Origin of the sequence: Nocardioides antri (assembly GCF_008373765.1) — a bacterium.
GTDB classification, from domain to species: domain Bacteria; phylum Actinomycetota; class Actinomycetes; order Propionibacteriales; family Nocardioidaceae; genus Nocardioides; species Nocardioides antri.
In genome coordinates this window covers 64,611-81,160 of sequence record NZ_VUJW01000012.1, presented here as the reverse complement: position 1 = coordinate 81,160, position 16,550 = coordinate 64,611, and the positions used below count along the sequence as shown (strand labels likewise).

Annotated in this window: 19 protein-coding genes and 1 pseudogene; 14 read left to right on the top strand and 6 right to left on the bottom strand. The window is 68.2% G+C overall.

Annotated features, from left to right (window positions below; translation table 11 throughout):
* The first annotated feature begins 92 nt into the window (after positions 1-92).
* Genes F0U47_RS18930 through F0U47_RS18915 form a run of 4 tightly spaced genes read left to right on the top strand, consistent with a single transcriptional unit; the run spans position 93 to position 6,714 of the window.
* Positions 93-3,656, top strand: coding sequence for a coiled-coil domain-containing protein (locus tag F0U47_RS18930; protein ID WP_149752040.1), 3,564 nt, complete (start codon positions 93-95; stop codon positions 3,654-3,656).
* On the top strand, positions 3,653-6,139 hold the full coding sequence (locus tag F0U47_RS18925) for a phage tail protein (RefSeq protein ID WP_149752039.1): 2,487 nt from the start codon (positions 3,653-3,655) through the stop codon (positions 6,137-6,139). The genes F0U47_RS18930 and F0U47_RS18925 overlap by 4 nt, the downstream gene beginning before the upstream one ends.
* A 37-nt stretch (positions 6,140-6,176) precedes the next feature.
* On the top strand, positions 6,177-6,368 hold the full coding sequence (locus F0U47_RS18920) for a hypothetical protein (protein ID WP_149752038.1): 192 nt from the start codon (positions 6,177-6,179) through the stop codon (positions 6,366-6,368).
* Entirely contained in the window at positions 6,349-6,714 is a 366-nt protein-coding gene (locus F0U47_RS18915; protein WP_188111427.1) for a hypothetical protein, read from the top strand. The genes F0U47_RS18920 and F0U47_RS18915 overlap by 20 nt, the downstream gene beginning before the upstream one ends.
* Here the strand turns inward: F0U47_RS18915 and F0U47_RS18910 are convergent.
* Entirely contained in the window at positions 6,639-7,223 is a 585-nt protein-coding gene (locus F0U47_RS18910) for a hypothetical protein (protein WP_149752036.1), read from the bottom strand. The two genes, F0U47_RS18915 and F0U47_RS18910, sit on opposite strands and share 76 nt — an antisense overlap.
* Positions 7,224-7,366: 143 nt before the next feature.
* Between F0U47_RS18910 and F0U47_RS21370 the strand changes: the two genes are divergently transcribed.
* The 5 genes and pseudogenes from F0U47_RS21370 to F0U47_RS21910 form a co-directional block, all read left to right on the top strand.
* On the top strand, positions 7,367-7,711 hold the full coding sequence (locus F0U47_RS21370) for a hypothetical protein (protein WP_188111426.1): 345 nt from the start codon (positions 7,367-7,369) through the stop codon (positions 7,709-7,711).
* 243 nt (positions 7,712-7,954) lie between these two features.
* Positions 7,955-8,101 (top strand): hypothetical protein, encoded by a 147-nt coding sequence (locus F0U47_RS18900; protein WP_188111425.1) that lies wholly within the window; start codon positions 7,955-7,957, stop codon positions 8,099-8,101.
* Positions 8,098-9,033, top strand: coding sequence for a type II secretion system F family protein (locus F0U47_RS18895; RefSeq protein WP_149752035.1), 936 nt, complete (start codon positions 8,098-8,100; stop codon positions 9,031-9,033). The genes F0U47_RS18900 and F0U47_RS18895 overlap by 4 nt, the downstream gene beginning before the upstream one ends.
* Positions 9,034-9,074: 41 nt before the next feature.
* Positions 9,075-9,260: a hypothetical protein gene (locus F0U47_RS18890; RefSeq protein ID WP_149752034.1), complete on the top strand. Its 186-nt coding sequence runs from the start codon at positions 9,075-9,077 to the stop codon at positions 9,258-9,260.
* A pseudogene (locus F0U47_RS21910) lies at positions 9,257-9,355 on the top strand (pilus assembly protein); the annotation flags it as partial. The gene F0U47_RS18890 and the pseudogene F0U47_RS21910, both read left to right, overlap by 4 nt.
* Before the next feature lie 59 nt (positions 9,356-9,414).
* On the opposite strand, the gene F0U47_RS21905 reads toward F0U47_RS21910, so the two are convergent.
* A complete protein-coding gene (locus F0U47_RS21905; protein WP_246159697.1) occupies positions 9,415-9,564 on the bottom strand; it encodes a hypothetical protein in 150 nt (49 codons plus the stop codon).
* Between the two features lie 80 nt (positions 9,565-9,644).
* Between F0U47_RS21905 and F0U47_RS18880 the strand changes: the two genes are divergently transcribed.
* The gene (locus F0U47_RS18880) at positions 9,645-10,088 is read left to right on the top strand and encodes a hypothetical protein (protein ID WP_149752033.1); all 444 of its coding nucleotides are present in this window, start codon (positions 9,645-9,647) and stop codon (positions 10,086-10,088) included.
* Entirely contained in the window at positions 10,081-10,527 is a 447-nt protein-coding gene (locus F0U47_RS18875; RefSeq protein ID WP_149752032.1) for a pilus assembly protein TadG-related protein, read from the top strand. The genes F0U47_RS18880 and F0U47_RS18875 overlap by 8 nt, the downstream gene beginning before the upstream one ends.
* On the opposite strand, the gene F0U47_RS18870 is transcribed toward F0U47_RS18875, so the two are convergent.
* Both F0U47_RS18870 and F0U47_RS18865 read right to left on the bottom strand, forming a co-directional pair.
* Positions 10,524-11,033, bottom strand: a complete 510-nt coding sequence (locus F0U47_RS18870) for a cupin domain-containing protein (protein ID WP_149752031.1) — start codon at positions 11,031-11,033, stop codon at positions 10,524-10,526. The genes F0U47_RS18875 and F0U47_RS18870 overlap by 4 nt on opposite strands.
* Positions 11,034-11,127: 94 nt before the next feature.
* The gene (locus F0U47_RS18865) at positions 11,128-11,616 is read right to left on the bottom strand and encodes an RrF2 family transcriptional regulator (protein ID WP_149752030.1); all 489 of its coding nucleotides are present in this window, start codon (positions 11,614-11,616) and stop codon (positions 11,128-11,130) included.
* An 85-nt stretch (positions 11,617-11,701) separates the two neighbouring features.
* On the opposite strand from F0U47_RS18865, the gene F0U47_RS18860 reads away from it, so the two are divergent.
* Both F0U47_RS18860 and F0U47_RS18855 read left to right on the top strand, forming a co-directional pair.
* Entirely contained in the window at positions 11,702-12,022 is a 321-nt protein-coding gene (locus tag F0U47_RS18860; RefSeq protein WP_149752029.1) for an NIPSNAP family protein, read from the top strand.
* 63 nt (positions 12,023-12,085) lie between these two features.
* Entirely contained in the window at positions 12,086-12,928 is an 843-nt protein-coding gene (locus F0U47_RS18855; RefSeq protein WP_149752028.1) for a DUF6098 family protein, read from the top strand.
* 3 nt (positions 12,929-12,931) lie between these two features.
* Here F0U47_RS18855 and F0U47_RS18850 read toward each other — a convergent pair whose 3' ends face one another.
* Both F0U47_RS18850 and F0U47_RS18845 read right to left on the bottom strand, forming a co-directional pair.
* Positions 12,932-14,185, bottom strand: a complete 1,254-nt coding sequence (locus F0U47_RS18850; protein ID WP_149752027.1) for a lysozyme family protein — start codon at positions 14,183-14,185, stop codon at positions 12,932-12,934.
* 176 nt (positions 14,186-14,361) lie between these two features.
* Complete coding sequence (locus F0U47_RS18845; protein ID WP_149752026.1) at positions 14,362-15,351, bottom strand: YihY/virulence factor BrkB family protein; 990 nt, start codon at positions 15,349-15,351, stop codon at positions 14,362-14,364.
* A gap of 80 nt (positions 15,352-15,431) precedes the next feature.
* On the opposite strand from F0U47_RS18845, the gene prfB reads away from it, so the two are divergent.
* Positions 15,432-16,550, top strand: a complete 1,119-nt coding sequence (prfB, locus tag F0U47_RS18840; protein WP_149752025.1) for a peptide chain release factor 2 — start codon at positions 15,432-15,434, stop codon at positions 16,548-16,550.

Below are 16,550 nucleotides of genomic sequence, written 5' to 3'. Positions count from 1 at the left end.
CTTCTGACGGGGCAACCGCCTGAGGTCTATTACTCGCTCACGATCACGGAGCGAAACGCGTTCATCAAGTTGGCGATGAGGAGGAGTTAGGAATGGCAGGTCCAATCCGCATCTCCGTCCTAGCCAACGCTTCTCAGGCCAAGCGCGAGTTCGGGTCCGTCGCCGACTCGGGCCAGCGAATGGGCGGCAAGTTCTCGTCCATCGCCAAGGGCGGCGCGCTCGCCCTCGCGGCGGGATTCGCCATCGCGGGCAAGGCCGCCATCGACTTCGGCATCGACGCTGTGAAGGCCGCGTCGGACGCGGAGCAATCCGTCGGCGCGACCGAGACGGTGTTCGGCAAGTGGGCGGACAAGGTCATCAAGGACTCCAACCGCGCTGCTACGGAGTTCGGCCTGTCGGCGCACGAGTACCGGACCAACGCCAACCTGATCGGGTCGCTCTTCAAGAACCAGGGCATCGCCACCGACCAGTTGGCGGGCAAGACCAAGGGCATGATCCGCGTCGCTGCGGACCTGTCAGCGACCTTCGGCGGATCAGCCACTGACGCGGTGCAGGCGCTGGGGTCTGCCTTCAAGGGCGAGTTCGACCCGCTGGAGAAGTACGGAATCTCCATCAAGCAGTCAACGGTCAGCACCGAGGCCAACATCCTCGCGCAGAAGAAGCACGGCAAGTCGCTCGACGACCTCTCCCTCAAGCAGCAGACCGCGCTCAAGCAGCAAGCCACCGCCAACCTCATCACCAAGCAGAGCGCCGACTCCACCGGGGCGTTCGCTCGCGAGGCCGACACTCTCGCCCACAAGCAACAGGTGATGGGCGCGCAGTGGGACAACCTCAAGGTCAAGATCGGTAACGCCTTCCTGCCCGTAGCCAGTGAGGCCATCGGCTGGATCTCCGGCACCGCGATCCCTGCCATCTCCGACTTCGTCAACGTCCTACGAGGCGAAGGTCTTGGAGGCGCAGGAGGCGGCCCTCTAGGCGCGATCATGGAGACGGTAGGGAACAACGCCCGCCGCATCGGCGAAGTGCTCTCGCAACTCTGGGACGGCATCCAATCAGGATGGGAAAGCCTGCAGGGCTCCGTGGCCAAGGTCATGGAGAAGCACGGCCCGATGATCGAGCAGTTGGCCGGTTGGTTCGACACGCTCGCTCAGAACGCCACAGACGTCCTCGGACCCGCGCTCAAGTGGATCGCCGAAGAAGGCCTGACCTTGGTCGGCAAGGCCTTCGAGCACCTGATGGACACAGTCAAGCTAGCGGGCAATGTGTTCTTCGACTTCGCCGACATCGTGCTCGCGGTGGTCGGTCCAGTGGTCGGCACTGTGGGTGAGATTGTCTCTGGTGTCATCGGCCACTTCCTCAACCTCGCCGAGGCCGCAGACGCCATCCCCGGCGTCGACATGAGCGGCACCATCGAAGACCTAACCGGCATCCGCGAGAACGTCAGCAGCACGACCAGTGCCATCGAGGTCGCTGCCAAGAAGTGGCGCGGAGACCTCAACGAGGCTCAGTGGGCATGGAACCTCACATCGAAGGAAGCCGAGAAACTAGCGAACCGGATCCGGCTCTTGCCGGATGAGGTCGAGACGAAGGTCAAGACGCCTGGTCTCATCAACTCTTTCCGCGACGTGCGCAGGCTGGGCCACGAATACAAGTTGACGCCCGACGAACTGGTCACGGTGGTTGAAGCGACAGGGACACGGCTCACGCTCAACCAACTGAACAGGGTCAACAAGCAGTACGACCTCACGCCCAAGCAGGTCGCGACCCTCGTGCAGGCGACCGGCACGAAGACCACCATCGGTGACCTGAAGAAGGTCCTGAAGCAGGCCGACATCACTGACAAGGAAGACATCGCGATGGTCTTGAAGACCCTCGGCGTCGACCTGTCCGTGAAGGAGTTCAAGAAGGTCAAGGACGAGGGCGACAAACTCAACAAGTACGTCTCCAAGCCCAACGTCGCGGTCCAGGGTGGGGCCGGTGCGAGGGACACCATCAACGGCGTCAAGGGCTTGATGAACGAACTCAACGGCGACACGTCGCACGTCTACATCAAGACCCACCGCGTCACTGTCTACGAAACCGAGGGCACTCCGCCCCGTGAGAACAGCGCCCCAAGGTTGCAGGGCGAAAAGGATGGCTTCCAATACGGTCGCGCGTTCGCCGACGCAGTAGCCAAGGCGAGCGCGGGCTTCGGCCTCTCCTTCTTCAAGAACGTCTCGTCTGGCCTCGCCGCAATCAACCAGGCCCTTGAGCGGGCGACAGCCTTCATCCAGAAGAAGATCAACCTTTCCAACGACGCGAAGGAGCGCGAGCGCGAGAAGCGGGTCCTGAGGAACCTCAAGGACCAGTACAAGGCTTTGCGCGACGTCGGCGCTGCCATCGACCGGATGAAGGAAAAGATCTCCGCATCACGCGAACGGCTCCAGCGCTTGAAGGAAGAGGCGAAGGCCTACTCCGAGCAGATCAAGCAGTCGTTCATCGACACCGGCAACGTCACCACGATGGGGCAGAACGAAGACGGTTCAGCCTCGCTCCCCAACATCCTTGACCAACTCAGAGACAAGGTGGTCAAGGCTCAGCGCTTTGCCGCCCTCATCCGCGACCTGACCGCCAGGGGCCTCAACGAGACGACGCTTCAGCAGTTGCTCGCTGCCGGTCCGGACGCTGGCCTCGCTACTGCGGAAGCGTTGGCAACTGGAAGCCAAGCAGCGTTGGACGAGATCAACTCCCTCACGGGTCAACTCACTAACGCGGGCGCATCGCTCGGCCAGAGCATGGCGGACGAGTTCTTTGGCGACGAGATCGCGGACGAGGAAAAGACTCTCGACATGTTGCTTGGCAAGTTGGAGGTCCTGAAGAGGAAGGCAGAACGTCGGGCTCGGCAGTTGTCCGCCGCGATCCGCCGCGCGCTGCGCGGGTCTGGCAGTGGCGACGACGACAACAACGACCGGCGTCGGGGACGTCGGACCGCCGAGGGCATCCTTGAATCGGAGGAGCGCCTGGCGAGAATGTTCCGTCGCCTCGGACGACGCGCTGGCCAGGGCACCGAAGACCATCTGAACCGCCGAGGTCTAAAGGTCAGGTTGGGAATCCCCAACAACATAGAGGACAACCTCCGTCGCCTCGGTCGAATCCAGGGCAACACGACGGCGCGGACTATCGTCGCTCGCGAGGACGAACTCCAGGCGCTTATGCGTCGCATGAGCCGGACGCTGTTCCGGATCAACTCCGATGACTTGACCGGAAAGATGCGAGTCAGGCTCGTAATCCCTGAGACGGCGACGGACAGCGTCCGCAGTCTCGGACGCGTGCAAGGCAACGCGGCGGTCAACGCCCTGGGTGCACGACGCGAAGAGTTGCGCGGTCTTGGCCGCTCTCAGGGCAGCGCTGCTGTTAACGCGATCAACGCACGTGAAGACGAGCTGACGTCCTTGATGCGTCGCCTCGGTCGCGAGTGGGCGGGCGCTGCGTCTCGGAACCTCGACCGCGCATCCGCGCGTGACGCGATGAACGCGACCGCCACCAAGAAGGCGCGTGCGGAGACGGTGCAGTTGATCTTCCAGGTCCCGCCCACCGTCAACAAGGCCGAGATCGGACGCGAGGTCGTCTCCGCTGTCCAGTCGTACTACGCCGCTGGCGGGAAGAGGCTCGCATGAGCATCGGCTTCGCTCCCCACGGTGTCCTCCGGTTCGAGATCCAGAACGACTGGCCGGACCTCCCCAACCTCATCCCCAACCCGGCTGGCGTGACGGGTCCGTGGGGATGGGTTCCGGCTGTCGCTGGCGGACCGACAATCTCGGCCAATAACGGGATTCGAGCCACTAAGTCTGCTGCAGGCGCGCAGACGGTGACGTCTGATGCGATTGCAGTTCCAGAGGTGACCGTCTCCGGAAACCAAGCCGTCGCATATTGGACCCTCAACACCGGCGCTACTGCTGCTGTGTCCGGCGACGTTGCTGCCTACGACGCTGCGGGCGCTCTGCTCGGTACCTCCACCGCCACAACCGCTACGACCGCCGCAGGCACGTACTCGACGACCGCCTACACCCTGCCGGTAGGTACGACGACTCTGCGGCTTCGCATGATCCTGACCGGTGCATCCGGAACCTCCGCGACGTTCACGAACGCCGTTCTCTATTCGGGATCCGCCGCCGCCGTGGCAGCATCGAGTCCGCTCGCCGAGCCGGGGTGGACCAACGTTCTTGGCTCCGCGTACGAGATCAACCTTGAACGTCGAGAACTCGACGCAGGCACTCTGACGGTTCACCTACGTGACGCCGACCTCGACCCGTCCGTAAACCCGCTCATCCGACCGGGCAAGAGGTGGCGGCTGTCCGTGTGGGCACCTACCGCGAAGGGCGGATCCACCTACGCGTGGAACGTCTTCGGCACTGGCGTGCTTTCCGCGCCTCTGACGAAGTACGACCTCAAGGACCCCGACCTCCCCGACGACCGCCGCACGGATATCAGCGTCACCGGCACTGACGACACCGCCACACTGGCGGCGGCTCTCCGCCCCAAAGGCGTCGCCACGATCAACGGGTTGTCTGTGGTCCTGGCCTCCACCGCCGTCCCGTTCATCGTGAACGGCAACAAGGCTGTGGTGGACCCCTCAACCGTGCCCATCGTCTCGGTCAACGAGAACGCGTCCGCGCTTGACCAGATCGCCATCACCCGTGACTCGGCACTCGGCTTCGCATGGCTCGACAGGCGAGGAATCCTCCAGGCATGGGACGCCTCCGCCTTGCCCATCAACACCATCACCTTCAATGGGACGTTCGACACCGACACATCCGGATGGACAGCCACCAACGCCGCGCTGGCCCGCGTTACGACTCCCACCCATCAAGGTGCAGGTGCGCTCCGTCTCACCGCTACCGCTGACGGTTCCGTCACTGCCTCGACCGCTGCAGGAACGTCGGGCTTTTCGGTAGTTCCGGGCGCCTCCTACACCGTCCGCTCCTACTCCCGCACGGCTGCTACGGCCAGGAACACCCGTGTCCAACTCCGTTGGTACAGCGCCAGCGGCGCGACCCTGGCCAATGACATCGGCGCCCTCACCTCCTCGACCACCACATACACCGAGAGGACTCTCACAGTCACAGCCCCAGAGGGCGCGCGCTACGCCACGATCATCTTGTTCGTGGGCTCGGCCTTGGCCGGGGAGGTGCACTACTTCGACACCGTGACCATGACGGGTGGCCCCGTCGACTTCCTCGCCGATGCCAACTACTCCGACCTCGACATGGACTTCGACCTTGAACGGTGCATCAACACCGTCAAGCCAAAACTCGTGCGCATCAACGCCGCCACGGGCGAAACCGAGGAAGTGAGTTTCGGTCCCTACGTGGCTCCTGAATCGGTGCGCCAGTGGGGTCAAAGGCTGGCCGAGCCCACCGTTCACGGCCTCGCCGACACGGCTGTCCCTGGCTACGCCGCCGCGATCCTGGCCGCGAATGCCACCCCACGCCGACGCGTCAACAGCGCGGTCCTGCCGCTTCGCACCACCGCAGAGATGGAGAGGTGGTCGCTGACAGACCTCTACGACCTCCTCGGGGTGACCAACAGCCGCGCTGCCTACGCAGCCGCGGAGCGCGTGACGGGCATCAAGCACGAGATCACACCCGACAAGTGGACGTTGACTCTCGACTTTGCCGGGGAAGGGACAGTGGCTCCGCCCATTGTGACCCCGCCGTTGACGGTGGACTCCCAGACCTTCGCGGCCCTGCTCCGTCCTGTTGGCGAAGTGACGATGTATGGCGGGTCCAGCGCGCCAGCGGGTTGGCTCGTCTGTAACGGCGGGACCTTCTCCTCGAACGACTACCCCGCACTCGCCGCTCTCCTTGGCGACACCTGGGGCACCCATTCGGACACGACCTACTACCTGCCGAACTTCACGGACCGCTTCCCCATCGGAGCAGGCACCAAGGCCGTGGGCACGTCGGGCGGCAACGCCTCGGTGGTCCTGACCGCTGCCAACCTGCCGCCGTTCGACTCGTCCAACGCTGACGGTTCGACGGCGACGCGAGTGGCGCGCGGTACCGCTACCAGCGCGGGCAACGTGGCTGTCGGATCGTCCACGCCGGTGGACATCCTCAACCCGTGGCGCTCCATCAACTTCATCATCAGGGCTCTCTAGGAGAACCCATGCAGAGCGTGGAGTGAGACGTGAATGAGTGTCGGACGGACTGCGCAGCGTTCTCATCGTCGTCGTGACCTGTGTCTGGGCGGCGAACTTCATTGCCCCGATCTTCAAGAAGGACTACGCCCCGTCACCGGAGCTGAACGTGGCGTTCATGGCGATCATCGGCGTCCTGACGGCGAGCTACCGAGCGGACCCACCCGATGATGGGCCTGGAACTCCATGAGGTCGTGCGCCTGCTCAACGTGGTGCTCGCCGTGGTAGTGCTCGTCCTGGGTATGCAGAAGGGGGTTCGGCTGTGGAATCACCTGAACACGCCAGGGCGCTTGTTCTACACCTCGTTCCTCGGGCTGATCGCAGCGATCCAGTACGGCACCGCCGAGAACCTGGCGCTCGACACCGAGCGCGGCCTCCGCGTCTACCTCACGACCGGGGCGCTGGCGGTCGCTCTGGCCGGACCTAGATCTTCGCTGGATGACCTTCTGGCAGCGGATCGTCAGGCGAACTCTGCGATGATGACCGCCGCGATCACGGTCCCCACCACAGTGACCACCAGCGGAAGGACGATGTAGAGCACCCACCATTTGTGCAGCAGGTCGGTGCTTGCAGGCGCCGGCGCAACGTCGGCGGATGCGTGGACGGGAACGGACGGCGGTGGCGGTGGCGGCGGCGGATAGATCGGTGTCGTCTGCTCCTTGATGTCTGCCTCAATCTCGCGCTCCAACTTGGTGAGCCAACCCCACATAAAGTGTTCTTCCAACGAGTTCACCTTGATCTCGAACTCGCGGGTTGTCTCGTGGTTCCACGCCCAGATTTCGATCCCCTCGTCGGCTGATCTGAAGGAGCTGAAGTTGACGCTGTAGAGGGTCGCCAGGTCCTCCTTCGATAGCTCGGGTCGCACAGCGTCCATGGAGTCTTCGCGAAGGGTTCCCCCGTCGAAGGTCACGCGTGCTGCCGTAATCCAACTACTGCTTTCCGGGTGGCCAGCCTTAAAGGCTGCTGCGGCGCGCTCAATCGGACGCAGCAGGTCGATCTGCGCGTCGGTTTTCACAACTTTCTTACGGCCATGTGACTTCGGCACGGCAAGAGCCTAGAGCCTGCGCCCGCCTGTACGTCCGTTCACGCACTATCGGCGCGCTTGCTGTGTACATGTCATTGACAACTGCGTACTTTGGTCCTTACGAAAGTCTAGTGTCGCGCTAGGCAATGACGAAAGGACACATCATGTCGAACACCGTGATCCACGAGGTCAAGAACCGCCAAACCCGCACGCTCATCAAGATCGTCCAGGTCAGGAACGCCAAGGACGGATACGGCTGGGCGGCGCAGTGCGACGACCACGGAGCGCAGGTCAAGGTCAACACCCGGCGACTGGCGCACGAGGCCGGACGCACCCCCGCCGCGTGGTGCACCGCCTGCAAGAAGGGCGTCGCCCCGGCATCCGCCGCGACGAAGGCTCCGGCGAAGAAGACCGCAGCTGCGCCCCCCAAGAAGGCCGCACCGGCGAAGCGCGCGGCGGCGAAGAAGACCGCGCCCGCCAAGAAGGCGACGACGAGCCGCAAGAAGTGACCGACCCGCACGACGGCGCGAGCCCCGCTGAGGATTCCCTCGGCGGGGTTCCGCGCGTCTACCCCCACTGCCGCCACTGCTCGTGGTCGCACCCCGCGCACGTCGAGGTGCACTACAACGCGTGCGGCTGCGACGAGTGCCCATACGATTACGAGCCTCCCGACCAGGCGACGCTCTTCTGAGCACGAGTGTACTTAATGGTCGCTTCTGGCGGTCGCGGCGCCGTGGCTGGTGCTGCTCCTGATGTCGTTCCAGACCGAGGTGATCACCCGCTACCGATCGGCGACCGGGGCGATTGTGCTGGTGGCCGGCGCTGCCGCGTGCGTGTTCGCCTACCGGCTGATGATGCGGATCGGCCGGCTCCCCACCGAGCGGCGGATCTTGGCATGACGACCGCGGCGTGGGGTGGCGTGCTGGGCGGTACGACGGCGCTCGGCGTCCTGCTCGTGGTCGTCCGGGTGGCGGCGCTCCGGCGCCCCCAGCTCGAGGCGCGGGTCCTGCCCTACCTGCGGGACCTGACGTCGAGCTACCCCGCCCATGCGCGCGGGACGGGCGAGTCGCGCTCGGCGCTCGTCGCGCTGGTCGCGCCGGCCCTGCGGTCTGCGGCCGACCTGGTCGAGCGGGTGCTCGGAGGCGCTCCGTCCGTCCGCCGCCGTCTCGCCCGGGCGGGCCTCGACCGCAGCGTGCACGACTTCCGGGTGGAGCAGGTGCTGTGGGGACTGAGCGGGTTCGCCGTCGCCGCGGCCTACTCCCTCATCGCCGCCCTCTCCCGCCCCGGCGACGTCGTCCCGCTGGTGGTCGTCTGCGCGGTCGGCTTCGTGTCCGGCGTGCTCGCCCGCGACCAGCACCTGACGGCACAGGTGCGGAAGCGGGAGCGCGCGATCGTCGAGGAGTTCCCCACCGTCGCCGAGCTGCTCGCGCTCGCCGTCGCGGCAGGGGAGGGGCCGGTGTCCGCGCTCGACCGGGTCGTCCGCCGGTCGCGGGGAGCGCTGTCCGCCGACCTGGCGGCCGTGCTCGCCGCGATCCGCACCGGCGAGCCGATCGCCGACGCCTTCGACCGGCTGGCGGCGACGACCGGCGTACCCATCGTCGCGCGGTTCGCGCACGGCGTCGCGGTCGCGGTGGAGCGCGGGACTCCCCTCACCGACCTCCTCCACGCGCAGGCCGGCGACGTCCGGGAAGCCGGCCGCCGGGAGCTCATCGAGCACGCCTCCCGCAAGGAGATCCTGATGATGGTCCCCGTCGTCTTCATCGTGCTGCCGGTGACCGTCCTGTTCGCCTTCTGGCCCGGCCTGGTCGGCCTCTCGCTGACCGCCCCCTGACCACTGCTCCATCGGATCCGCCTCGGGAAGGAACGACAAGAATGGACCCACTTCTCCGCCTCTGGTGCTGGTGCGCCGCCGCCACACACCAGCGCGACGACCGGGGCGACGTGCCCGGCTGGGTGCTCGTGACCGTGATGTCGGTCGGTCTGGTGACCGCGTTGCTCACCTTCGCCCGCCCGGCGCTGGTCGGCATGCTGCGCAACGCCCTCAGCTCTGTGCAATGACGGCGGGGTCGCGGCGCGGCCAGCACGGCTCCGCGGTCGTCGACTTCGTCCTGGTGCTCGTCGTCCTCGCGCCTCTCGTCGCGGGGCTGCTGCAGGTCGCGCTGGTCCTCCACGTCCGGGCCACCCTCGCGGCCGCGGCCTCCGAAGGCGCTCGCTACGCCGCGACCGCGGACCGCGGACCCGCCGACGGCGTCGCCCGCACCCGGTCGCAGATCGACACCGCCATCGCAGGGCGGTTCGCGGAGCAGGTCTCGGTCACGCAGGCGTCGGTCGACGGGCTGCCCGGGGTGGTCGTCACCGTCACCGGGAGGTCCCGGCCCTGGGCATCGGCGGCCCCGCCGTGCGGTTCTCGGTGTCGGGACGAGCCGTCGAGGAGGCCTCGTCATGAGGTCCCGCGACGACCGGGGGAGCGCCATCGTCGAGCTGGTCTGGCTCGGGATCCTCCTGCTGGTGCCGCTGCTGTGGATCGTGCTCTCGGTCTCGCAGGTCCAGCAGGGAGCGTTCGGTGTCAGTGCCGCGGCCCGCGCCGCCGGCCGTGCCTACGCCCTCGCGCCGGACGACGCCACGGGGCAGCGGGCCGCCGAGGAGGTCGCCCGCCGCGCGCTCGCCGACCAGGGCCTCGAGGACGCGCCGTTGCGGGTGACGGTCACCTGCACGCCGTACCCCCGCTCGTGCCACAGCGGCACGTCGGTCATCACCGTCCGGATCAGCTCCAGCGTCGAGCTACCGCTCCTGCCGGACGTGCTCGGCGGCGGCCGTCCGCGGTTCGCGCTCGACGCGATCCACACGGTGCCGATCGGGCGCTACCAGGAGATCGACCGTGGCTGACGCAACCCGTGATGACCGCGGCCAGACCAGCGTCCTCATCATCGGGTTCGCAGCGGTCGTCCTGCTGCTGGTCGTGGTCGTCGTCGACGCCGGCGCGGCCTACCTCGAGCGCCAGGGCCTCGACTCCCTCGCCGACGGGGCCGCGCTCTACGCCGCCGACGCCGCCGCCGAGGGCCGCGACGTCTACCGCGGCGGGCTCGACGACGGCGACCTCCACCTCAGCGCCGACGTGGCCCGCGCCGCGGTGGGCGACTACCTCCGCTCCGCCGGCGCGTACGACGCGCACCCCGGCCTGCGCTACTCGGTCGCCGTTCGCGGCGACCGGGTCGTCGTGGAGATCGCCGCTCCCGTCGACCTCCCGCTCACCCTCCCTGGCGGTCCGCAACGGCCGACGGTCCGCGCCACCGGGTCGGCCGTCGTGCGACCCTCCTCGGCCTAGCTCGCCCGCCGCTGCCACGCCTCGCTCTCGGCGTAGTGGTTGTCGTACAACGCGGCGGTGGCCATCAGCTCGTCGAGGGTTGCGGTGCCGCGGTGGAGACGCTCCAGAAGGCGGTAGTAGGCGAACCGCTCCTGCCCGGGCGCGAAGATCGCGAGCATGTCTGCGCGGTGTCCTGCCGCCGGAGCGAACGCGTGGGCCGTGCCCGGCGTGAGGACTGCCAGGTCACCGGATCGCAGCGTGTGCACCTCGTCGTCGACCAGTACGTCGAGCGCCCCGTCGATCACGTAGAGGCACTCGGTGGTGTCGAGGTGCCGGTGGACGGGCGCGCCGGGAGATCCGAGCTCGAGCAGGGCCCGGTTGATGGTCACCCCGCCGTTGGTGTGCTCGCCGTCGGCGAGGAGGACGATCTCGCTCGTCGGGCCGTCCTGAACCCGCTCGGCTTCGGCGGCGCGCACGACCAGGGGGACGGACGTGTCGGGGTTCCTGTCGGCAGTGATGGGGGACATGGGTGTTCCTCTCGATGGGTTGTGTGCATTTCTCTCAATCGTTACTAGTCTTTATCCAGAATCGCGGGATGCCGCCGCGGACGCTTGCGCTCGTTCAGCGACGCACGTTCCGGAACCACTCCCGCGTGGCATCCGGCGCGCGGGGGGAGACCTCGAGGACGCGGCCACGGATGTCGGCCAGCGTCTCCGAGGCCAGGACCTGGCGCCACGCCAGCTCGGCGCGGGACATGGTCTGGGCGATCACGCAGGCCTCGCGGTAGTCGGTCCGCGGGTCCGCGCCCGGGCCCTGGTGGAGGATCTGGTTGCAGGCGAAGGCGGGTGCTCTCCCCTCGATGGCGACCACGACGTCGAGGACCGTGATGTCCTCGAGCTGCCGTGCCAGCCGGAAGCCGCCGCGGGGCCCCGGCGTGGACGAGAGGATGCCGGCGCGGACCAGAGCCTGGAGCTGCTTGTTGAGATAGGCCGGCGGGAGGTCGTAGAAGGCGGCGAGACGTGCGGTCGGAGCCGCCTCCCCCGACTCCTCGATCCAGCCGAGGTTGAGGCACGTGTGCAGCGCCCACTCGACACCCTCGTTCAGCTTCACAATCTGGATATTAGACGTCCAGATCTTTGAACGCAACACTTCCGCACGCTGCTGAGGTGTCAGCGCCCGCGAGTACCTTGCCTCTGTGATCACCTGCGTCGTCGAGTACACCGTTGACCCCGCCAAGATGGAGGCGTTCGAGGAGTTCGCCCGGACGTGGATCAGCCTCGTCAACCGGCACGGCGGTCAGCACCACGGCTACTTCCTGCCCGGGGAGGGAGCGAGTGATCGGGCCCTGGCGCTCTTCTCCTTCCCGTCCTTGGCGGACTACGAGGAGTACCGGTCGCGTTTCGGTGTCGACCCGGATTTCGTCGCTGCCGACCAGATCCGGGACACCAGCGGCTGCGTGCTGCGCTACGACCGCTCCTTCATGCGTCCTCTCCTGGAGTCCAGCGAAACGGCCTGACCGCGCCGGCGGTGCAGCGTCCGAGGCAGGGGTGACGGAAGCGCGCCCGGGTACCGCCGCCGCATGACCAAGAGGTGGCGCGTCAAGTTCTCCGCCGGGATGCAGGGCGCGGTCGCGGCGGCCGGCTCGCCGGCCGCCCTCGTGGGTGCGGTGGTGCTGGTCCTCGTCTGGATCGTGGTCGGCGGGTTGTGGCGCTACAACAACCTCTGGTTCGCGCTGCTCCACGCCGGCACGGGGGTGTCCGCCTTCGTCATGGTCTTCCTCATCCGCCACGCCGAGGGGCGGGAGGCGAGCGCGATGCTCGTGAAGCTCGACGAGCTCGTCGCAGCGACCTCCGGTGCGAGCGACCGCGTCATCGGCGTCGAGCAGGAGTCGCTCGACCGCCAGGAGGAGATCGAGGAGGGAGCGCCGCACGGCGGCGTGGCGGGCAGGGAGGCAAGCCTGGCGGAGCCGGAGGCGGCGCGCCGCGAGGCTTCGTACGACGACGACCTGCCGCTGCTCGACGACCTCGCCGCCGTCACCGCCCTCGTGCAGGAGCACGACGAGCTCTTCGTCCGCTACTCCGAGGGACCTGCGCACGACAGCGAGCGGGGCGGCAGCCGTGACGACGAGGCGGGGATCGACCTCCCCGGCCTGGTGGTGACGACCATCATTCCCGAGGACTGGTGGTCCGGGTCGCTCGAGGACTGGGTCGCACGCCGCATCTGCAAGTACCAGGACCTAGGGGAGGCCGAGGGTCGCTACCCCTGGTTGCTCACCGGGTCGCAGGTCGGCTGGGGACCCGACCACGAGCCGCTGGTCAAGCTCGGCGAAGCCGTCGGCCGGATCGGCCCGGAGGCGTTGCGGGAGGCCAAGCAGCGCTACCACGAGAGCTTCGACGTCGGCAACGACTCCCGGCCGGGCTGATCGTCAGTCGACCTCGTCGGCCGCGGGGTCTGTCGGGCACTCCGGCAGGTCCGTCGGGTCGTCGGTCGGCTCCTCCGTCGCGGAGGCGGACTCGGTCGGCACGGTCGGCACCTCGGTCGGGCCGGTGGTCGCGTCGGTGGGGGTCTCCGTCGGGGTCGCCAGGTCGGTGGACTCGGTCGTGCACGGGTCGTCAGTGGGCGTGTCCGAGGAGGGTGTGTCCGACGGAGGCGGTGTGGTAGGGGTGGTCGGGGTGGGGGACACCGAGTGGGTCGGCATCGCCGTCCAGGTGACCGGGTCGGTCGGTTGCGACGACGGGTCCTCGGGCTCGGGGAGCGTCGGCGCGTCGGACGGCATGCTGGCGCGGGCGTCGGTCGGGACGGCGGTCGGCAGGTCCGTCGGCAGGTCGGTCGGCGGCTGGGAGGGCGCGACGACGACCGGGTCGGCGTCGAGGCTGTCGACGAGCTGGGTCCGGTAGGAGCGGTCCACGGCCAGCACCGTCGCGATGAAGGTGGGGTCGTCGTTGACCCGGCTCACGCCGTCGACCCGCCCGGCGCGGTGCGCCAGATTGCCGTCGCCCGAGCAGAGGAGGACGGCCACCGCGAGCGCGGCGTCGTCCACGTCGTGGGCGTTGCGGCGGCCGTCGCCGTCGCTGTCGACCCCGACGACCGCCCAGGTCGCGGGGGAGAGCTGCATCGGGCCGACGGGGCGGTCGAAGCGCTCGTCGCCGTCGACGCGGCCGGCGTCACTGTCGGGCAGCCTCTTGCCGTCGTCGCTCTTCAGCGGGTCGCCGGCATGCCGCGGGTTCATCACCCCGCGGTCGTTCAGCTCGCTGCCGCCGGTGGTCCCGTGCCCGGTGACGACGTGGCCGACGGCCGCGAGGAGGGTCCAGTCGAGCTGGCACCGCTTGTCCGCCTGGGCCAGGACGGCCTCTGCCCGCTGGTAGGCGGCGAGTGCCGGCATCGGGATGTCTGCGAGCCTCGAGCCGTCCGCGGCGACGAGCGCGATCTCCGGAATGCCCAGAGGTGCGTCCTCGACCTCGACCGGCGCGGCGAGCGCGGCGGATGAGTCGGCCGCCGTGGACGTCTCCGCTGTCGGCCCGGCCGCGGGCGTCGGCTGCGGCTCGGCGTTGGTCAGCGTGATCGCGGCGGCGGTGACGGTGACCGAGGCGAGGCCGAGCGCGGACAGCACCGACGTCAGAACCGCACGGCGCACGGCGCCGCCGTTACGCGCCGGCTGCTGGCGGTGTCGGGGAGTCATCGGTTCACCTCGGTAGTCAGGTCCCCCAGGATGCCTTGCACAGGCGCTCCGACAAACCCAAATCCGAAGATTTCATCCGACGGGGTGATAAGGCCCCCCGGAATGACTAGACGACGCAGATCGGCGCGGCCGGATTGCTCACCCGGCCACAACTCCTCGCGGCGGGTCCGTGGTGGTCAGCCGGCGTTCCGCGGAGGCGGAGTCTGCTGCCAGGGGAGCGAGTCGGCCTTCACCGCTCCCCGGTCGCCCAGCGGCTCCGGCGGGCCGACGGTGGTGTCGCGAACGGTCTGCTGCTCGGCCTCGGCGTTGATCTCGGCGCCCAGCAGGACGACGTACATCGTCAGCCAGAGCCACAGCAGGAGGACCACCACGCCGGCGAGGGCGCCGTACGTCTCGTTGTAGGAGCCGAAGTTGTCGACGTACAGGGAGAAGCCGAGGCTGGCGACCAACCAGACCACGGTCGCCACGACCGCCCCGACCGACACCCACCGGAAGCGCGCGTCGTCACGGTCGGGGGCGAGCCGGTAGAGGATCGCCAGGGCCGCTGCCATGGCGACCAGCAGGCCCAGCCAGCGCGCCGCCTCGAGGAGCCAGCGGAGCGGGCCGGACCCGATCACGTTGTCGAGCACGGCCGGCGCGACGGCGACCAGCCCGAGCGCGACCACGGCGAAGAGGATGGCGCCGAGGGTCAGGCCAAGCGCGAGCGCCTTGCGCTTCACGAAGCCACGGGTCTCCTCCTCGTCGTACGCGAGGTTGATCGCGGTCATCAGGTTGCCGACGCCGCCGGAGGCTCCCCACAGCGCCAGGACCAGGCTGACCAGGAGGCCGAGACCGAGGGACCCCGACGAGGTCGCGGCCACCGCCTCCAGCTGGTCGGTCAGCAGGCGCGCCGCGTCGGCGGGGAGCGTGCGGGTGAGCTCCGCGGCCTGGGCCCGGACCTCGGCCGGGTCGCGGACCAGGCCGTAGAGCAGGACTGCGGCGATCATCGTGGGGAAGATCGCGAGGAACGAGTAGAACGCCACGCCGGCGGCGAGCAGCGGCACCTGGTCGTCGGACGCCTCGCGCACGGCGCGGCGCGTGATCTGCCACCAGCCGCGGGGCGGGATGTCGTCCGGGCTCTTCGCGGTGCCCCCGGGGATGTCGCGGGGTGCTGGCTGTGCCGTCATGCCGCATCGGTACCCGGGGGCGGGCGGTGCAGCCGCCGCGAATGGCCGCGACCCACGCCCGGCCCGTAACCTTGGACCTTGTGGCAGGCCCCGAGTACGACAGCGAGATCAAACAGCTCACCGCGACGATGCACACCATCGAGCAGGTGCTCGACCTGCCTGCGATGAAGCGTGAGATCGAGGACCTCGGCGTCCAGGTCGCCGCTCCCGACCTCTGGGACGACCAGGCCAACGCGACGCGCGTGACCGGCCGGCTGTCCTTGCTGCAGGGTGAGGTCGACCGGTTCGAGGAGCTCCGCGGCCGCATCGCCGACCTCGAGCTGATGGTCGAGATGGCCAACGAGGAGGGCGACGCGGAGTCGCTCGCCGAGTCCGAGAAGGAGCTCGGCAAGATCAAGAAGGCCGTCGAGGCACTCGAGATCCGCACCCTTCTCTCCGGGGAGTACGACGAGCGCGAGGCCATCGTCACCATCCGGTCGGGCGCCGGCGGCGTCGACGCAGCCGACTTCGCCGAGATGCTGATGCGGATGTACACCCGCTGGGCCGAGCGCAACAAGTACCCCGTCGAGGTCTTCGACGTCTCCTACGCAGAAGAGGCAGGCATCAAGTCGGCCGAGTTCGCGATCCACGCGCCGTACGCCTACGGCACCCTCTCCGTCGAGGCCGGCACCCACCGCCTCGTGCGGATCAGCCCGTTCGACAACCAGGGCCGCCGGCAGACCAGCTTCGCTGCGGTCGAGGTGGTGCCGGTGCTCGAGCAGACCGACGAGATCGAGGTCGACGAGAACGAGATCCGGGTCGACGTCTTCCGCTCCGGCGGCCCCGGCGGCCAGTCGGTCAACACCACCGACTCCGCGGTGCGGCTGACCCACATCCCGACCGGCATCGTCGTCAGCTGCCAGAACGAGAAGTCGCAGCTGCAGAACAAGGCCTCCGCCATGGTCGTCCTCAAGGCCAAGCTCCTCGCGGTCAAGAAGGCGGAGGAGGCGGCCCTCAAGAAGGACCTCAAGGGTGACGTCGCCGCGAGCTGGGGCGACCAGATGCGCAACTACGTGCTGAACCCCTACCAGATCGTCAAGGACCTGCGGACCGGCTACGAGAGCGGCAACCCGCAGGCGGTGTTCGACGGCGACCTCGACGACTTCCTCGAGGCCGGCATCCGCTGGCGCCGAGGAGCCGAGAAGGCCGACGACAACTGA